The sequence below is a fragment of the Klebsiella sp. genome, assembly GCF_027492335.1.
Classification (GTDB): Bacteria; Pseudomonadota; Gammaproteobacteria; order Enterobacterales; family Enterobacteriaceae; genus Klebsiella; species Klebsiella huaxiensis.
Genome location: NZ_JAPUEW010000018.1, coordinates 25931 through 42168 on the forward strand (window position 1 = coordinate 25931; position 16238 = coordinate 42168).

Annotated in this window: 15 protein-coding genes; 5 read left to right on the forward strand and 10 right to left on the reverse strand. The window is 52.2% G+C overall.

What is annotated here, in order from left to right:
• Positions 1 to 45 precede the first annotated feature (45 nt).
• Together QVF11_RS07420 and prfH are read left to right on the forward strand one after the other, a co-directional pair.
• Positions 46 to 1185: an RNA ligase RtcB family protein gene (locus QVF11_RS07420; protein WP_287855986.1), complete on the forward strand. Its 1140-nt coding sequence runs from the start codon at positions 46 to 48 to the stop codon at positions 1183 to 1185.
• Positions 1182 to 1781, forward strand: coding sequence for a peptide chain release factor H (prfH, locus tag QVF11_RS07425; RefSeq protein ID WP_287855988.1), 600 nt, complete (start codon positions 1182 to 1184; stop codon positions 1779 to 1781). The genes QVF11_RS07420 and prfH overlap by 4 nt, the downstream gene beginning before the upstream one ends.
• Before the next feature lie 58 nt (positions 1782 to 1839).
• Here prfH and pepD read toward each other — a convergent pair whose 3' ends face one another.
• On the reverse strand, positions 1840 to 3297 hold the full coding sequence (pepD, locus tag QVF11_RS07430; protein WP_287855990.1) for a cytosol nonspecific dipeptidase: 1458 nt from the start codon (positions 3295 to 3297) through the stop codon (positions 1840 to 1842).
• 257 nt (positions 3298 to 3554) lie between these two features.
• Between pepD and gpt the strand changes: the two genes are divergently transcribed.
• The 3 genes from gpt to crl all read left to right on the forward strand — a co-directional run bounded on the left by gpt (position 3555) and on the right by crl (position 5820).
• On the forward strand, positions 3555 to 4013 hold the full coding sequence (gpt, locus tag QVF11_RS07435; protein WP_110273886.1) for a xanthine phosphoribosyltransferase: 459 nt from the start codon (positions 3555 to 3557) through the stop codon (positions 4011 to 4013).
• Positions 4014 to 4119: 106 nt separating this feature from the next.
• Positions 4120 to 5364, forward strand: coding sequence for an esterase FrsA (gene frsA / locus QVF11_RS07440; RefSeq protein WP_287855992.1), 1245 nt, complete (start codon positions 4120 to 4122; stop codon positions 5362 to 5364).
• A gap of 57 nt (positions 5365 to 5421) precedes the next feature.
• Positions 5422 to 5820, forward strand: a complete 399-nt coding sequence (crl, locus tag QVF11_RS07445) for a sigma factor-binding protein Crl (RefSeq protein WP_110273884.1) — start codon at positions 5422 to 5424, stop codon at positions 5818 to 5820.
• A 71-nt stretch (positions 5821 to 5891) separates the two neighbouring features.
• Here crl and QVF11_RS07450 read toward each other — a convergent pair whose 3' ends face one another.
• Genes QVF11_RS07450 through QVF11_RS07490 form a run of 9 tightly spaced genes read right to left on the reverse strand, consistent with a single transcriptional unit; the run spans position 5892 to position 16237 of the window.
• Positions 5892 to 6398, reverse strand: a complete 507-nt coding sequence (locus tag QVF11_RS07450) for a serine acetyltransferase (RefSeq protein ID WP_287855995.1) — start codon at positions 6396 to 6398, stop codon at positions 5892 to 5894.
• Between the two features lie 2 nt (positions 6399 to 6400).
• The gene (locus QVF11_RS07455) at positions 6401 to 7819 is read right to left on the reverse strand and encodes a DUF4832 domain-containing protein (RefSeq protein WP_287855996.1); all 1419 of its coding nucleotides are present in this window, start codon (positions 7817 to 7819) and stop codon (positions 6401 to 6403) included.
• Between the two features lie 2 nt (positions 7820 to 7821).
• Positions 7822 to 8232 carry a hypothetical protein gene (locus QVF11_RS07460; protein WP_287855998.1) on the reverse strand — a complete coding sequence of 137 codons (411 nt, stop codon included), beginning with the start codon at positions 8230 to 8232 and terminating at the stop codon, positions 7822 to 7824.
• Positions 8229 to 9344 carry a glycosyltransferase family 4 protein gene (locus QVF11_RS07465; RefSeq protein WP_287856000.1) on the reverse strand — a complete coding sequence of 372 codons (1116 nt, stop codon included), beginning with the start codon at positions 9342 to 9344 and terminating at the stop codon, positions 8229 to 8231. The genes QVF11_RS07460 and QVF11_RS07465 overlap by 4 nt, the downstream gene beginning before the upstream one ends.
• On the reverse strand, positions 9341 to 10555 hold the full coding sequence (locus tag QVF11_RS07470) for a glycosyltransferase family 4 protein (RefSeq protein ID WP_287856002.1): 1215 nt from the start codon (positions 10553 to 10555) through the stop codon (positions 9341 to 9343). The genes QVF11_RS07465 and QVF11_RS07470 overlap by 4 nt, the downstream gene beginning before the upstream one ends.
• Positions 10536 to 11561, reverse strand: a complete 1026-nt coding sequence (locus QVF11_RS07475) for a glycosyltransferase family 2 protein (protein ID WP_287856004.1) — start codon at positions 11559 to 11561, stop codon at positions 10536 to 10538. Before QVF11_RS07475 ends, QVF11_RS07470 begins: the two co-directional genes overlap by 20 nt.
• Positions 11554 to 12936 (reverse strand): capsular biosynthesis protein, encoded by a 1383-nt coding sequence (locus QVF11_RS07480; RefSeq protein ID WP_287856006.1) that lies wholly within the window; start codon positions 12934 to 12936, stop codon positions 11554 to 11556. Before QVF11_RS07480 ends, QVF11_RS07475 begins: the two co-directional genes overlap by 8 nt.
• Complete coding sequence (locus tag QVF11_RS07485) at positions 12927 to 14144, reverse strand: lipopolysaccharide biosynthesis protein (protein ID WP_287856008.1); 1218 nt, start codon at positions 14142 to 14144, stop codon at positions 12927 to 12929. The genes QVF11_RS07480 and QVF11_RS07485 overlap by 10 nt, the downstream gene beginning before the upstream one ends.
• Positions 14145 to 14149: 5 nt before the next feature.
• Positions 14150 to 16237 carry a GumC family protein gene (locus QVF11_RS07490; RefSeq protein ID WP_287856010.1) on the reverse strand — a complete coding sequence of 696 codons (2088 nt, stop codon included), beginning with the start codon at positions 16235 to 16237 and terminating at the stop codon, positions 14150 to 14152.
• Between the last annotated feature and the right edge of the window lies 1 nt (position 16238).

Here is a 16238-nt window from a genome sequence, read left to right on the forward strand (position 1 = left end):
ACGTGCATGTGGCCTGGAGTATGACGGTTATATATGGATTGGTATATGGGCAATAATGTTCATTATACGTCTGACAATATTTCTTATATTACGTCAGACGATCTGTGGATCGAAGGTTTAGCGATCCAACAATTACACACGACGGCAAATTTACCCCACATGCATCGCGTGGTGGGAATGCCTGACTTGCATCCCGGTCGCGGCTATCCGATTGGCGCGGCCTTTTTCTCTCTCGGTCATTTCTACCCGGCTCTGGTGGGTAACGATATCGGCTGCGGTATGGCGCTGTGGCAAACCGATATTCTTGTGCGGAAATATAACGCGGATAAGTTTGAGAAAAAACTGGCCGCTATGGATGACGTTGCTGAAGAACGCTGGCTGGATGAGCACCTGCCGGAAAATCTTATCGCGCACTCCTGGCGCAGCGCGCTGGGCTCTATTGGCGGCGGCAACCACTTCGCCGAACTGCAACAAGTGGATCAGGTTGTCGATAGCGAGCGCTTCCAGCGGATCGGTCTTGATGCTCAGCATCTGCTGCTGTTGGCACATAGCGGCTCTCGCGGACTGGGGCAATCTATTCTGCAACGCCATATCACGTCTTTTTCGCACGATGGTTTACCCGAAGGGAGCGTGGCGGCGGCGGATTATCTGGCGGAGCATAACGATGCCCTGGCTTTTGCTCGAGTCAATCGCGAACTGATTGCTACCCGTATTTTGCAGCAGGTTCGCGCGACCGGGCAGCGCGTGCTGGATGTTGCGCATAACTTTGTCGAGCCGTGTTCTGTTAGCGGACAACAAGGTTGGCTACATCGCAAAGGGGCGACGCCGGACGGTAGTGGTCTGGTGATTATTCCGGGTTCACGCGGCGACTACAGCTGGCTGGTTCAGCCCGTTATCAGCGAAGAAACGCTGCATTCGCTGGCCCATGGGGCGGGGCGTAAATGGATGCGTACCGAATGCAAAGGGCGGCTATCCGCTAAATACAGCCCGGTGCAGATGGCACGTACCGAACTGGGAAGCCGAGTGATTTGCCGAGATCGACAGCTGATTTACGAAGAAGCGCCGCAGGCATATAAATCAGTTGAAAGCGTACTGGAGTGCCTGGTGCAGGCTGGGCTGGTTGAGCCGGTCGCTCGTTTGCGTCCTCTGCTGACGCTGAAAACCAGCGGAGGGAAAGGCGCATGATTTTATTGCAACTCTCTTCTGCCCAGGGGCCAGATGAATGTTGTCTGGCCGTAAAAATGTCGTTGGATCGGCTAATGCAGGAAGCTACTGAGCAGCGGGTTTCTCTGACGCTGCTGGAAAGCGAGCCGGGTAGACGTTCCGGTACACTGCGCTCGGCTCTGCTCTCTCTTGATGGCGACGCCGCGTTTGCCTTAAGTGAAAGCTGGTGTGGCACCCTACAGTGGATTTTCCCCAGCCCGTTTCGACCCAATCACGGGCGTAAAAACTGGTATGTTGGCGTAGGACGTTTTTCCAGTGATGAGCAGGAACGGTCCGGGGATATTCGCTTTGAAACGCTACGTTCTTCCGGCCCCGGTGGGCAGCATGTGAATAAGACCGACTCCGCAGTGCGCGCCACGCATCTGGCGAGTGGGATCAGCGTGAAGGTGCAGTCGGAACGGAGTCAACATGCCAATAAGCGGCTGGCGCGATTGTTAATTGCCTGGAAGCTGGAACAGCAGCGGCAGGATGATAACGCAGCGTTGAAATCTGAACGGCGAATGTTTCATCATCAGATTGAGCGCGGCAATCCAGTGCGGACGTTTAGCGGGCGGTAATCAGCTCGTCAGTATGAACAAAAAGGTCCACACCCTGCGGTGTGGACCTTTTTTTGACTTATTTTGCCGGAATGGCTTTCAGCAGTTCAGTCAGCAGCGTCCAGTACTGGCCAACGCTTTCGATATGAACCTGCTCATCCGGAGAGTGTGGACCGGTAATGGTCGGCCCGATAGAAACCATGTCCATTTCCGGATATGGTTTTTTGAACAGGCCGCATTCCAGACCCGCGTGGATAATCTGGATGTTCGGCGTCTTGTTGAACAGACGCTGATAGGTCTCACGCACCAGATGCATTACCGGAGAGTTGGCGTCCGGCTGCCAGCCAGGGTATGCGCCTTTGGCTTCGGTTTTTGCACCCGCCAGCTTGCCCAAAGAATCCAGCATGCTCACGACGTAGTCTTTACCGCTGTCGATCAGCGAGCGAATCAGACAGTGAATCTGCACGTTGTCGTCGGTCATGGTGACAACGCCGACGTTCAGAGAGGTTTCCACCACGCCTTTCGCCACGTCAGAGTTGCGGATAACGCCGTTTGGCGTCGCGTTCAGCAGGCGCACAAAGCTATCGCGGGATTGTGCAGTTAGCGCCGCCTGGCCGTTGCTGACCGACTCCAGCAGGATAACCAGATTTTTTTCTTTGGCTGCCAGCTCGTTTTGCAGGATTTCCTGGTATTCGTTGACCAGCGCCTTCAGCACGTCTGTTTTATCTGCCGCAACGGCCACGGTGGCAAAAGCTTCACGCGGGATGGCGTTACGCAGCGTACCGCCGTTGAAGTCGACCAGACGCAGATCCAGTTCTTCAGCATGACCCGCCAGGAAGCGCGCCAGCAGTTTGTTGGCATTACCCAAACCAACGTGAATTTCGCCGCCTGAGTGACCGCCTTTCAACCCTTTTAACGTCAATTTAAAGCTCTGGAAACCAGCCGGCACGGCTTCGCGGGTCAGCGGCAGGTTAGAGGTGAAATCGATCCCCCCCGCACAGCCCATGTAGATTTCACCCTCTTCTTCAGAGTCAGTGTTAATCAGGATATCCGCTTGCAGCCAGTTGGCCTGCAGACCAAATGCGCCGTCCATACCGGCTTCTTCCGTCATGGTCAGCAGCACTTCCAGCGGACCGTGGACCACGTTGTCGTCAGCCAGTACCGCCAGTGCGGAGGCCATGCCTATACCGTTATCAGCGCCCAGCGTTGTACCGCGCGCTTTGATCCACTCGCCGTCGATATAGGGCTGAATGGGGTCTTTAGTGAAGTCGTGGATGGTATCGTTATTCTTCTGCGGCACCATATCAAGGTGGGCCTGCAGAACAACCGGCTTGCGATTTTCCATACCGGCGGTGGCGTTTTTACGAATCAGAATGTTGCCAACCTGGTCGCGTTCTGCGTGTAAGCCTTTTTCTTTTGCCCAGCCCATAATGTGCTCAGCGAGCTGTTCTTCGTGATAGGACGGATGGGGAATTGAGCAGATTTTGGCAAAAATATCCCACAGCGGTTGCGGGGATAACTGAGACAGTTCAGACACGATGAGTCTCCTTACGAGCGCCTGCAAAAGTCGTTTACAGGTCGGGGGTTAGCAATCAAGTACACTACAAGCCAGGGCTTGCGCGATGGGGTTGAGAATACCACTTTCCGCGTACTCCGGTAGTGTAAACCACGTAAAAAGAGTCGCAATGGCTGCTTAACGCTGGTTTTTAACGCCCCAGATCTCTATAATCTCGCGCAACCATTTTTCCCCTCGAACACAATTTAAGCCGTATTACATAGGCTGGGACACTTCACATGAGCGAAAAGTACGTCGTCACCTGGGACATGTTGCAGATTCACGCCCGCAAACTGGCTACTCGTCTGCTGCCGGTTGAACAATGGAAAGGCATTATTGCCGTTAGCCGTGGCGGTCTGGTACCGGGAGCTTTACTGGCGCGTGAACTGGGTATTCGCCATGTTGATACCGTTTGCATCTCCAGCTATGACCACGATAACCAGCGCGAACTGACCGTACTGAAACGTGCTGAAGGCGATGGCGAAGGCTTCATTGTCATCGACGATCTGGTCGATACCGGCGGTACCGCGGTGGCTATTCGTGAGATGTATCCAAAAGCGCATTTTGTCACTATCTTCGCTAAACCGGCAGGACGTCCGCTGGTTGATGATTATGTAGTTGATATTCCGCAAGAAACCTGGATTGAACAACCGTGGGATATGGGCGTGGTGTTCGTACCGCCTATCGCTGGTCGTTAATTTTCAGCGTAAATGCTAATTACCACGCCCGGTTTTGCCGGGCGTGGTTTTTTTTACCCTTGTGCAGGTTACAATAGCTTCAGTGGCAACATGATGGAGGCTGCACATGTCCCAGGCTAACCTTAGCGAAACGCTGTTTAAACCCCGATTCAAACATCCGGAAACATCAACGCTGGTGCGTCGGTTTTCCACTGGATCGCAACAACCGATTCAGACCGCGCTGAGCGGCAATAATGTTGATCACTGGTATCGACTCATTAACCGCTTGATGTGGATTTGGCGTGGCGTGACGCCGCAGGAGATCCTCGACGTGCAGGCGCGCATCGTCATGAGCGATGCAGAACGCACTGACCCGGAGCTTTACGATACGGTGGTCGGCTATCGCGGCGGTAACTGGATCTTTGAGTGGGCCAAACAGGCGATGGATTGGCAGCAAAAGGCTGGTCAAGAAGAGGATCTTCTGGTTAGCGGCCGTCACTGGCTCCATGCGGCAAACCTGTACAGCATTGCCGCTTATCCGCACATTAAGGGCGATGAGCTGGCTGAGCAGGCTCAGGTCCTGGCGTATCGTGCTTATGAAGAAGCGGCCCAGCGGCTGCCGGGTAAGCTGCGCGAACTGGAGTTCTCCATCCCCGGTGGAGCGCCGATAACCGGTTTCTTGCATATGCCGCCAGGCGATGGTCCCTTTCCTACGGTGCTGATGTGCGGCGGGCTAGACGCGCTACAGACCGATTATTATAACCTGTATGAGAACTATTTTGCGCCATTGGGTATCGCCATGTTGACCGTGGATATGCCTTCTATTGGTTTCTCATCAAAATGTAAGTTGACCCAGGACACCAGTTTGCTGCACCAGTATGTATTGCAGCATCTGTCTAATGTCCCCTGGGTCGATCATACTCGCGTGGCCGCATTTGGTTTTCGTTTCGGCGCCAATATTGCGGTGCGGCTGGGCTATCTTGAGGCGCAACGTCTGAAAGCTGTAGCCTGCCTTGGGCCGGTGGTGCATGGTCTGCTGGTTGATCCTCTTCATCAGGGGCGGGTGCCGGAAATGTATCTTGACGTTCTGGCTTCGCGTCTGGGGATGCATGATGCTTCTGATGAGGCGCTGCGCGTTGAGCTGAGCCGTTATTCGTTAAAAGTTCAGGGATTGCTGGGCCGCCGCAGCCCAACGCCAATGCTCTCGGGTTACTGGAAAGACGATCCGTTCAGCCCGGAAGAGGAGTCACGTTTGATTACCTCATCATCAGCCGATGGCAAGCTGATGGAAATTCCTTTCAACCCGGTTTATCGCAACTTCGATCACGCCTTGCGGCAGATCGCCCGCTGGATTAGTCATAGATTTAGTTAATATATTGCTAAATTCTATTGATTTGGTAACGTCATTGCATCACTAAAGGAGATCGCAATGACGTTACCGAGTGGACACCTAAAGAGTAAGCTGATTAAGAAATTCACGGCTCTTGGACCTTACATCCGTGAGGAGCAGTGTGAAGACAACCGCTTCTTTTTCGATTGCCTGGCAGTTTGCGTCAACGTTAAACCGGCGCCGGAAAAACGCGAGTTCTGGGGATGGTGGATGGAAATGGACGCGGAGAAATCACGCTTCACCTACAGCTATCAGTTTGGTTTATTCGATAAAGAAGGGGTCTGGCGCGCAGTTGCTATTGACGATCCTGAAGTCACTGAAAAGCTCGAAAAGACGCTACGCGGCTTTCACGAACGAGCCGAGGCGCTACTGGCGACGTTCAGCCTGAAGCTGGAACCTGCCGATGATTTCAGCGAGCCGGTGAAACTGCGAGCCTGAGGTTCAGCCTTTTACCCTTTGGTTTAAAAGCCACGCTTGCAGAAGCGTGGTTTTTTATAACATAAATGGCATCAATAACTTTTTAATAACCGACATGGTTGCCCGACAGCAATCATTCCATCTTCCAGATCTTTAGTTACCACTGTTCCTGCTCCCACTTTGACGTTATCACCTAGCGTCACCGCGCCGATAACAACAGCATGAGCGCCAAATTCCACATTATCACCGATTCGCGGGCTGGCGCCTTCCCGGCCCTGGCTATCGGTCACGCTACCAATGGTCACACCCTGGCGCAGGGTACAGTTTTGGCCGATAACTGTCCCGCGGTTAACCACAATACAGTGGGGATGAAAGAGCTTCAGCCCATATCCGATACGCGTTCGCCAGGGAATTTCAATGCAGAATAAACACTCATTGATTGCAATATTGAGAATAACAAAAGGGATGCCGCAGATTTTCCACAGAGGATTCCTGCTGCGATAGAGTGTTGCCAGACGATAGAGCAGCACCGCGATTTTTGCCTTAATACCGCCGCAAGACTTGATTTCCCGACTGACCTGCCTGATAGCCTCAAACATGGTTACTCCTTAAGGTTAAACGAAGCCAGTGCATACCATCCTTCCCTGGTTTTACCTTCGTTAGCGAGTTGAATGCGCGGTACACCTTGATGATTAGTCAGGGCCACTTCCAGATGGTACTGACCGGTAGGGAGTTTCGTGGGCAGCGGCAGCGTAAAACGACTTTGATGAGTACCGGGTAGCCACTGGCGAACATTATCCTGGGTTTTAATTTGCGTAACGATGTCACCCGCATCGTTCACTAGGCGCCACTGTACAAGCCATGGGAGATAGGCGGGGGCTACGCCGTCATTACGCCAGGTCACATTTAACGTCAGTGGCTGACCACCGTGCACGGGCGTATTGAATTCCAGTTGACTTACTCGGTAGCGATAGCCGATTCGTAATAACGCCTTATCAACAATATCGCGATACTCTGCCGGTACCGGGCGAGATTTCAGATTCAGCGTACTGGCGTGTTGCGCCAATGCCCAGTTAAAGGTTGCCTGAACCTCTTCGCGGGTATAGTGCTGCACGCTTTCCCATTCCGCCATATAACCGCAAATCTCCAGGCTGATGGGAGCGTGTTGCCAGCTTTTATTAAATCCAGCCCAGGACGCTTGTGCGGCAGCCAGACGCTGCGGGTAGTCATCGCGCATATGGCTCCAGTCGGTTGAAAAATTGTGCCAGTCCCCCCAGCAATCCGCGCGCCATCCGGCCCCTTTTTGACTGGCCCAAACCAGCGAGTCATTGCCGCTTATTAGCATAATTTTGGGCGTTTTAGGGAAACTACTGAAGTGCATATCAACATAGCGGTTGAGCTGCTCGGGAGTATACTTTTCCTGCAACGGCGCAATGTCAGTAAAGTTCGAGTTATGCCATTCACCCCATGACCCCACCATGCCGATATCGACAAAAGCGAGCTCCGGATTGCCATCATAACGTTTGCCCAGTGCATTAAGCAGCTTTTGCGCGTAGGCGATAAAAATCGGATCGCTGAGGTCAGGGACAAAAGTTTTGTTATTTTCGACCCACTGACCCTTGATTCCTTTTCCGATGAGCCATGTGGGTATTTTTGAGCCTGATTGCGGTTCATCAAGCACCATAAAACGCAAACCGACGTTCATTGCCGGTTGGTGTGTGGCGGCGACGCTAAAGGCATGGTCAATAAGCGCAAAATTATACACGCCTTCCTCAGGCTCCAGATCGCTCCAGTAAAAGCGATCGTATTCAAATCCGGTATCCGGATATTCTTCTGGTGACGGTTTCTGACCGTAACCATCGTGAAAGCTGGCCACGCCGATGCCCGGATTCGTCAAGATGCCGCTGAAGGTAGGAGGGGTGATGATTGTGCGTTCAGCCAATGCTACGACAGGCGATATTAATCCAGATAGCAGCAGCGTTAAAAACAACACGGTGTGGCGAAGCGAAAAAGTGCTCATCGTTAATTCACTTTATCGTGGAGGTTGACGAACCACGTCCAGATGCCGACATGGAAATTCTTAAACACGTCGATTCCCAGGGCAGATTTGAACATATAGAGCGCTAGTAGTACCGCTAAAATGACGAATAACACGGCCAGCGTAATCGCCAGGGTGGAAAAAAATCGACCGAGTAGCGTGCTTTCGCGCGGCATTTTGCGCAGATCACGGCCGAATAAAAAGACCACAAAATAGCGACGATGTAGAAAAGGAAAGCTATGGCGAAAATCGATGCGATGGCGAGAGGCCAGGCTCGCTCTGACCAGCGCCTGCTCAATACCCTGCTTTTGCTCGGCGGTTAACGAGGCTTCCACCTCCGGGTCGAGTGAGGAATAAAAGCGCTCGACCACCAGATCGGATGTTGATTTTGTCACTGTCGACTCTTATTCGTTAAGCGCTGATAGACCTGAGCAGTTTTAGCGGCAATGTCCGGCCAGCGGTATTTAGGCATCAATTGGTTATAATCCGCGGCCTCATCGCCGCTCCAGGCCTGCAGTTTTTGCGCCAGCGCGCCGACGTTGCCTGTTGGGAAGTAAACTTCGGCAGGCAGGCCGATTTCCAGGTTAGCGGGGATATCGCTGACGATAACCGGCAGTGACCAGGACATCGCCTCCAGCAGGGCAATCGGCAGACCTTCGTGGTAAGACGGTAGAACAAAGAGTCCGGCCTGCGAGAACAAAGTATGCAAAGGTTCGCCGCTAATAAAACCGGTCATGATTACGCCTGGACTGTTGGCCGCCTGCTGCTTCAGCCGCACGCTGTATTCATCCGCATGATCGGCATCACCAATCAGTACTAGCGGCAGCGAGCAGTGCGCAGCTTCGTGGGCGGCAATTAGGTCATGCAGTCCTTTTTCTTCAACGAAGCGAGCGACGGCGACAATATATTGTCCGGCTTTAAGCGAGTACTGATTCAGCGTGGCTTGCCGGGCCTCTTCGGACGGGAGCACTGGTTGACGCACGCCGTTGTAAATCACGTTGGCATTATGACGGCCATGTTTGGTCTTAATAAGCGTATTAATCACTTCCGAAATAACAATAACCTCATTGGCATATTTCACCGCCCATTTTTCACCGAGACGCAACATCTCTTTCGCCATCTTTCCCCACTTCTGGCGGTCATAGTCCGGGCCATGATGTGTAAAAACAACGCGCTTGCCGAGCAGACGCAAAAGCGGGACCACCAGGCCTGGCCCCACAGCATGAACGTGGACCACGTTAGAGCCGTCAAACAAGGTGGTAAAGGCCGCCAGCGTAGAGTGAATAATTGCTTCGAATTTGCGGCTTTTAGGTGCCCACAGGCTTTTCAACTGCACGCCTTTATATTCGCTGCGGCGATAATTAACGTACGGTGAGCGGGCAAGCACGCAGATATCAGCATGATTCTGTTGGTAGATTTCGGGATATAAATTCTGACAATGGGTTTCCACTCCGCCCTGGACGTCAGGAATACCGCGGGTGCCGAGCACCGTCACTTTGAGCCTCATTTCGCTTCCCCCACGAGCTGCTGATAGAGTTCCTGCAATACCTGCATATGCCGGGCAAGATCGTATTTCTCCTCTAAACGCTGGCGTGCGTTAATCCCCATTTCACGTGCCTCCTGCGGATTGGCCGCCAGGCTATCCATGATGCGTGCCAGCTCGTCGGCATTTCCGGGTTCCGTCAGATAGCCATCAATGCCATCGCGAATTTGTTCCGGAATGCCGCCGATATTGCCGCCGACGACGGGGCGACCGAACGCCATCGCCTCCAGCACCGACATCGAACAGTTTTCATAATATTCGGAGGGAACGATCACCGCTCGCGCACCGCGAATCAAAGCGTTCAGCGCCTCTCCGTGCTGCATATAGCCAACAAATTCAGGGCCGGTAAAGCGGGCGCGCAGATCGTTGCCGAGCGGGCCATCGCCAACAATTTTTAGCGGCATTTTTTGCTGCATTTTTTGTTGCGCCAGCGCCAGAGTGGCTACGCCTTTCTCACGACTTAAGCGACCGATGTAGAGGAAGTAATCGCCCACCGTATCACCCGGAATTGTCGTACTGGCATCAATACCGTTAACGATCACGTCGATCCGCGCATTGGGTAATTTGCGCAGCAGCGTCCGGCGCATAAATTCGCTGGGGGCGATGATGGAGTCGAGCATCGCGTAGTTTTGCGCGAACTTCTGCCAGTAAGCTTCGAGTGACAGCAGTAGACTCTTAAAGGTGTCGCCCTGCTGGCAGCGATGGCGAAAGGCGTTGCTCACCGAACCGGTAATACAATCATCACAGATGTGGCCATCGCGCAGCATGGTGTACGATGGACAGACGATTTTATAATCATGTGCCGTTAGCACGGTTTTGCAGCCAAAGCGTTTGGCGACACCAATCAATGCGGGCGTCAGCTGGTGGTAGATATTGTGAAAGTGCACAATATCCGGGCGCTGCTCAAGTAGCAGGGTATTCAGTTTTTTGCAGGCTTCAGCGTTATAAATAAAGTCGATACCTGCTTTGAGCTTACCCGTCAGCCCGTGGTTTTGGTGATAATCCACGTTATGTACGAAGAAACTCTCCCAGGGAGAGGGTTTATTTTCCGCATGTTGCATGCTGAAGTCGACAATCTGATAGCCAGCCTTCAGCATGGCGTCTCGTTCCTGGAAAAAAACGGTTTCCGCTCCGCCCTTAATAAAGAAGAATTTGTTAACGAATAATATTTTCATGTTCTGTCTGGATATGTTTTGGGTTGGAGACGGTCACCGCGGGTTGTTTCATCGGATCGCGAACGGAGTTAATGACGCCTCGCACCATACCTGCGGAAAACAATGATAAGTTGATGACGCTCTGTATGCCGTCCCGCAGCGATTTATTTTTTATCGCCTTTAGCGCGATAAACGCCAACAGCGGAAGCAGGGCGAGGACTATCAAGCCGGGATTCAGTGAGAGCAGGCAAATAATCAATATCAGGATGTACAGTGTGAATATGAGTTCGTTGCGGACAATCTTCAGCGCGGCTGGAAAATGCTTTTTCCCCCAGCAGTTGCGTAATAGCTCACCCGGCGCCCATAAAAAACCGTTCTTCCAGCGGTAGGTCAGCATTTTGAACGTCGGCATGGTATAGGACGCATGGCTAAAATAGGGCGCGGCGAGGCGATGGAGTTTATAGCCCGCCGCCTGTAAACGGATCCCCAATTCAGCTTCTTCATAACCGTGAAGATTAAGATTGGTCAGATAACCAATTTTCTCTATTGCTGAACGACGATATAGCCCGCCGCCGCCCAGATGATCGGTATCGCCCTGCGGATAGATAAGATGCAGGCGCTGCTTACGGGATTTAAATTCGTAGTTAGAGGCATCATCCATCTCGACGCTGCCTGCCACACCAGCGTATTGCGGATGCTCTTCCAGAAAGGCGATGGCGGTGTCGAGAAAACCCGGCTCCAGCTCCATATCACCGTCTAATAGCAGCAGGTAATCCCCTTCGCTGAATAGCCAACCTAACTGGTGACCCACTCCGCAGCAGCGATCTTGCGCGTTATCCAGACACACCACCATGGCATCTTTGGCAACGGCTAGCTCTCGAGTGTTATCCGTAGACAGGCTATCGGCAACGATAATTTGATGTGGATAAGGCTGTAATTGCTTACGAACGCTGTCGATCGTTTTTTCAATACCCTGAGCTTCATTGAGGGTCTTAATGCTGACGGTGATGGATGGCGTTTTATTCATATTGGGTACCGGAATTCAGACGGACAGAACGGTGAATGACGATCAGCGCCCCGAGGGCTAGCCATAATAAAAACTGTAGCATGGGAATGATCATTAGGATCTGGCTGTAGGGGAGGCTAAGTAAACAGCCAATGGCAAAGACATAATATGCAGGGGCGGAGCTGAGCAATTGTAAATCTTCACGTTTTAGATCATAGCGGGAAAAAGTCTCTGTTGGCCGCATACCAATAAGAATAGAGGCGATCATGGCGATAAATAAAACAACGCCGATGATACCGACTTCCCACAGCAGCATGCTTAGTGCGGTGGAGTCGAGAATAAGATGATACCAGGCGCCAATATAGCCAGGAGAGACGGTGCTGCCGCTGTTGGTGGCATTCAGACCGTAGCCAAAAAGCATTCCGCCGGGACCAAAAAGTTCGTTATGTTTGAGCCAGAAGAAAATCGTCGTAAAACGCCCCAGCTCGCCACTTTCCATAATGTAGTTGGTATCGAAGATGTAACCGAGAGAATCGATAAATACCGAGAGGGCGCTTTTGCTTGGATCGCCACCAAAGGCTGAAGAGTAATTGGCAGCCAGGATAGTGATTGCGGCAAAAATTAACACCACCATTCCAGCGGCAATAATCATCAAAGAGCGCAGGGTGACTTTGCTGATTCCGCTGACCCAGGCAGGCATGATCCATAGCAGCGCCAACAAGAATGGCGACAGCAGAATGACGAATTTAACCTCGCCGACAACGCAGAGGAAAAAGGCCAGTACAATATGCAGAGCCATCGATTTAAACGAACAAATACCGTGCTTAAATTCGGAGACCTTCAGCAGCATAATCAGCAGACAGAACATCCCCATGGCCGCGGTATTGCCGCCACCCATCGGGTCGCCACCGAACGTGCCGACTACGGAATCCCACTTTTCATCCTCACCGCGCAGCGCAACGCGTTTTGGCACGACCACCAGAACCTGGTAAATGACCAGCGGAAACTGGACGTAGAAAAGCCAGTAAAATAGCTGGGTCAGTCGATGCAGTTGCGATTCGCGAAACATGCCAAGCAGCATGCAAAACATCACCAGCGACAGAGCCAATTCGTTTTTAAAACCAACGATGGCGGTGACTATTCCTGACTGTAAGACCGTGGCACAAAGGCTGAGGATAATAAAGGTCAGGTACAGAGCTAGTACGATCTTCTCGCGAGCGCTAAGCCCCAGCGGCTGCGGGCGGCTTTGCATCATCAACAGAACCACCATCACCAGTACCATAAAAAAAGGCAGCCATAACACCGCCGCAATACCGGTGAAGTACTGAACCGTGCCGCAAAAGACAATAGTTGTCAGGGCGAACGCTTCCAGATAGCGGCCGGTATTTAGCTGCATATTTTCTGTTCCTGGCGGGAGAGTCGTAGCGCCCGTTTATTCATTTTCAGCAGGATGAACAGATAGCGAATGCTGGTGAGAATGGAGAACGTCAACAGGGCTATCTCATAGTTCTGGCCAAATTTTGGCAGAACCACAAAGGCGACGACGATGATCAGCAACTGCTCAATCTGGATGCGTAAAAAATAGCGTTTAGAGCCGAAGATAAGCTCGATAACGGTGAGCGGGCTGACGGCCAGCGCGGCGAACAGGTAAGGCAGCATATAGCGTGAAGTTGGGATTGAGTTGAGCCACTCCTGGCTGAATCCTAAGCGCATAACCAGCGGATAGAAAATCCAGATCCCGAGAATACAAATCAACGCCGCCGCCATCAGCAGCAGGCGAATCTTTTTATACTCCAGATAGTTAAAGGTGTTATTGCGAAAATCCATCGACCATTTTGAAAAGATGGAGTTACGTACCGCGTTACCGACAATCATTACCGGCGATAAACAGAAGCGGCTCACTACCGAGAAATAGCCGGCTACCAGTGGTGAAAACCAGACGTTAATCAACATCGTTGGCAGATTGTTGCTGGCCATTGCCAGAACCTCTGCGCTACCCACCCGGCTGAGGTGTTGCCAGTGCTGGCGGGCAAAAAGTTCGTTCGCGCGTGGTGAAAAATGCGCAAGTGTCAGGGTTCTGAAGTGGAATAAACGTAGCAAGCAGATGCTGAGTAGAAGCAAAATGCCCACCATCCAGGCGATATAGAAAAGCGTCGCATTCGGCATCGCCAGCAGGGCAATCGCCACGACCAGTGAAACAGCAATTCGTTGAAAGGTCAGAAACTGATAGTTGCCGCCGCGAAGCGAAAGGTTTTCCGCAATCAACACCAGCGCATAGCCAAACGTCAGTAGATAGAGAAACGCGATATTAAGATCGAAAATCAGCCCGGTAATAACCGCCCACGGCACTGCCAGCACCAGGCTTTGTAGTAGGCAAAACACCACGTTTTGCCCCAGCTCATGATCTTCCTGACGGGGGATGAGCAGTTGCGAGGCGAAGGTACAGACCTGAGCGCCAATCAGCACATTGCTGTAGATCATCGCATAGTGGCCCACTTCCGCCATGCCGTAGCGATGGGAAATCAGCCACACGGAAAATGCGCCGATTACCTGCGAGAGGACCGAGGAGCTGGCGATGGATGAAATACTCTTGATTAGATTCATAATCGCTACTTCGGTGAAATAAGTTCGCGCATGCCGCGCTCAGGCAGGCGTTTGCCTTCTTGAGTCTCCAGGTTTTCTTCTTTCACCTGGTTAAGCATGATGGCAACGTGCGTTTGCGCAGCGGTTTGCATCCGCCGGTGCGCTTCACTGATATGCGGTGCCTGTTCGGCGGTTTTCACCACCAGAAGCGCGGTATCGACATGCGGCGTCAGCAGCAGGCTATCCTGCGCTACGCTCAATGAGGGAGTATCAATAATCAGCGAATCATAAGTTTGGTGCAGCGTTTTTAACAGGGCCGGGAGCCGTTCAGAAGTCAGCAGCAGTAACGCGGAGTCGGTTAGCTCGCCTCGCGGCATAAAATCAAGATTGTCGCCGAGGGAAATCACCGCCTGCGCCATTGTGCAGCGCTCATCAAGATATTGGCTGAAACCCATTTTATGTTGCGGATAGCGTGCACAGAGGCCTTCGCTTGCCAGATAATCGAGGTCGATAAGCAAGGTTTTTCGTGTTTTGCTGGTGGACCACGCCAGCAGTTCAGCAATCAGGCTGCTGCCAGAACGGGGATGAATCGACGTGACGAGTATCGTGCCGGGCGCGTTACTTTGGTTCTGCAGTGCCAGGCGCAGACTGTGGAGCATATCGGCGTACAGGAGATTCTGGAATATCACTTTCGCGCTATCCGTACGCGGTAACAGAGGAAACTCTCCGCTGGCATCAAGGCCGGTTTTAGCTTTTAGTTCGCTGATGCTGTTGACCGTTTTGTCGAGCGCGGTGCTGACAATCAGATACATGATGTACAGCGCCAGCGCCATCAGGGTCGCCATCACGATAAGCAGGCCACGCTGCGGTTTAGACGGCAGATTTGGCGGCACGGCGGCATCGTAGATAACTTCGTCAGGAACCGAAAAACTCTCGGAGAGTTTCTGCTCGTTAGCCCGCTGATACAGAGACTTATACAGCTCTTCGGTTTTGTTCAGCGCGGTCATCATGGTGTTGTATTTATCGCGTTTAGCACCCAGCGCCTGGAAGTCGGCTTTCTGGTCGTTAAGCATTTGCTGGTAGTGCTGTTCATCGTCCAGCGCAATCTGATACTGCTGGCGTAAACCGTTAAGCAGTTCGCCCAATACCTGGCCTATCTGACCGTTGACAACCTGCAGCTGGGCCTGAGCCTGGAGATATTTTGGATGTTTTGGACCATAGTGCTTTGCCGCTTCCGATAGGTTACGTCGTGTCTGGATTAGCGCGATGCGCAAATCCTGAATCTGCGGATGACCGGAAATTTCCGGCAAAGATATTATCGCTTCTGGTGGTTTTCCCTGTTGGCGGCGCACTTTGTCCCACACCGTTTGCGCTTTCAGACGGCGCTGAGTCGCGTCGGCAAGATGGTTAATCACGATGCCCAGGCGTTCAGTCTCGTAACCATCCATGCTGCGAAAGGTCAGCAGACCATTTTGTTTGAGGAAGTCGTCGATATCAGCCTTCTGGCGATCCAGCTTATTTCGCAGATCGTCCATCATTTTCTCATTCCAGCCCTGCGCCTGAAGCAAGGTTTTTTGCTTTTGCTGCAGGCTGTAATCGATAAACGCCTGCGCGACGCCGTTGGCGATATCGGCTGCCTTTTGCGGCGATTTTGCTTCCATTGAAACGGAAACCAGCTGTGTGGTGCGAACGCCGGAAATAGCGATGTTTTTTTGCAGCGCGCGTACAGCATTATTCACGCGCGTAGTTTCATCGAGGTTATTCCCGCCGTTAAACTCGGGATCTTGATCCAGTTTTAACGTTTTCACCGCTGATTCAAACACCACGCGAGAGCCCATTAACGCATATTTGGTCTCATAGTAATCGCTGCGGGTAGAGTCATAATTTTCCAGCCGCGGCAGGGGGGTGACATCCTGCGACTGTGCTTTAAACAGCACCGTGGCGGTTGCCGTGTAGCTGGATGACATAAAGCGTGTCGCTATCCATGAGGCCGCCGCAGCGATCACCATCACTACCAGGCACCAGATAAGCTTGTGCTTTATTTTGTTGAAATAAGGCGTGAAATCGATAAAGCCTTCTTTCTTCTTTCCGTTTTCAACTAATGAAATGGCCATA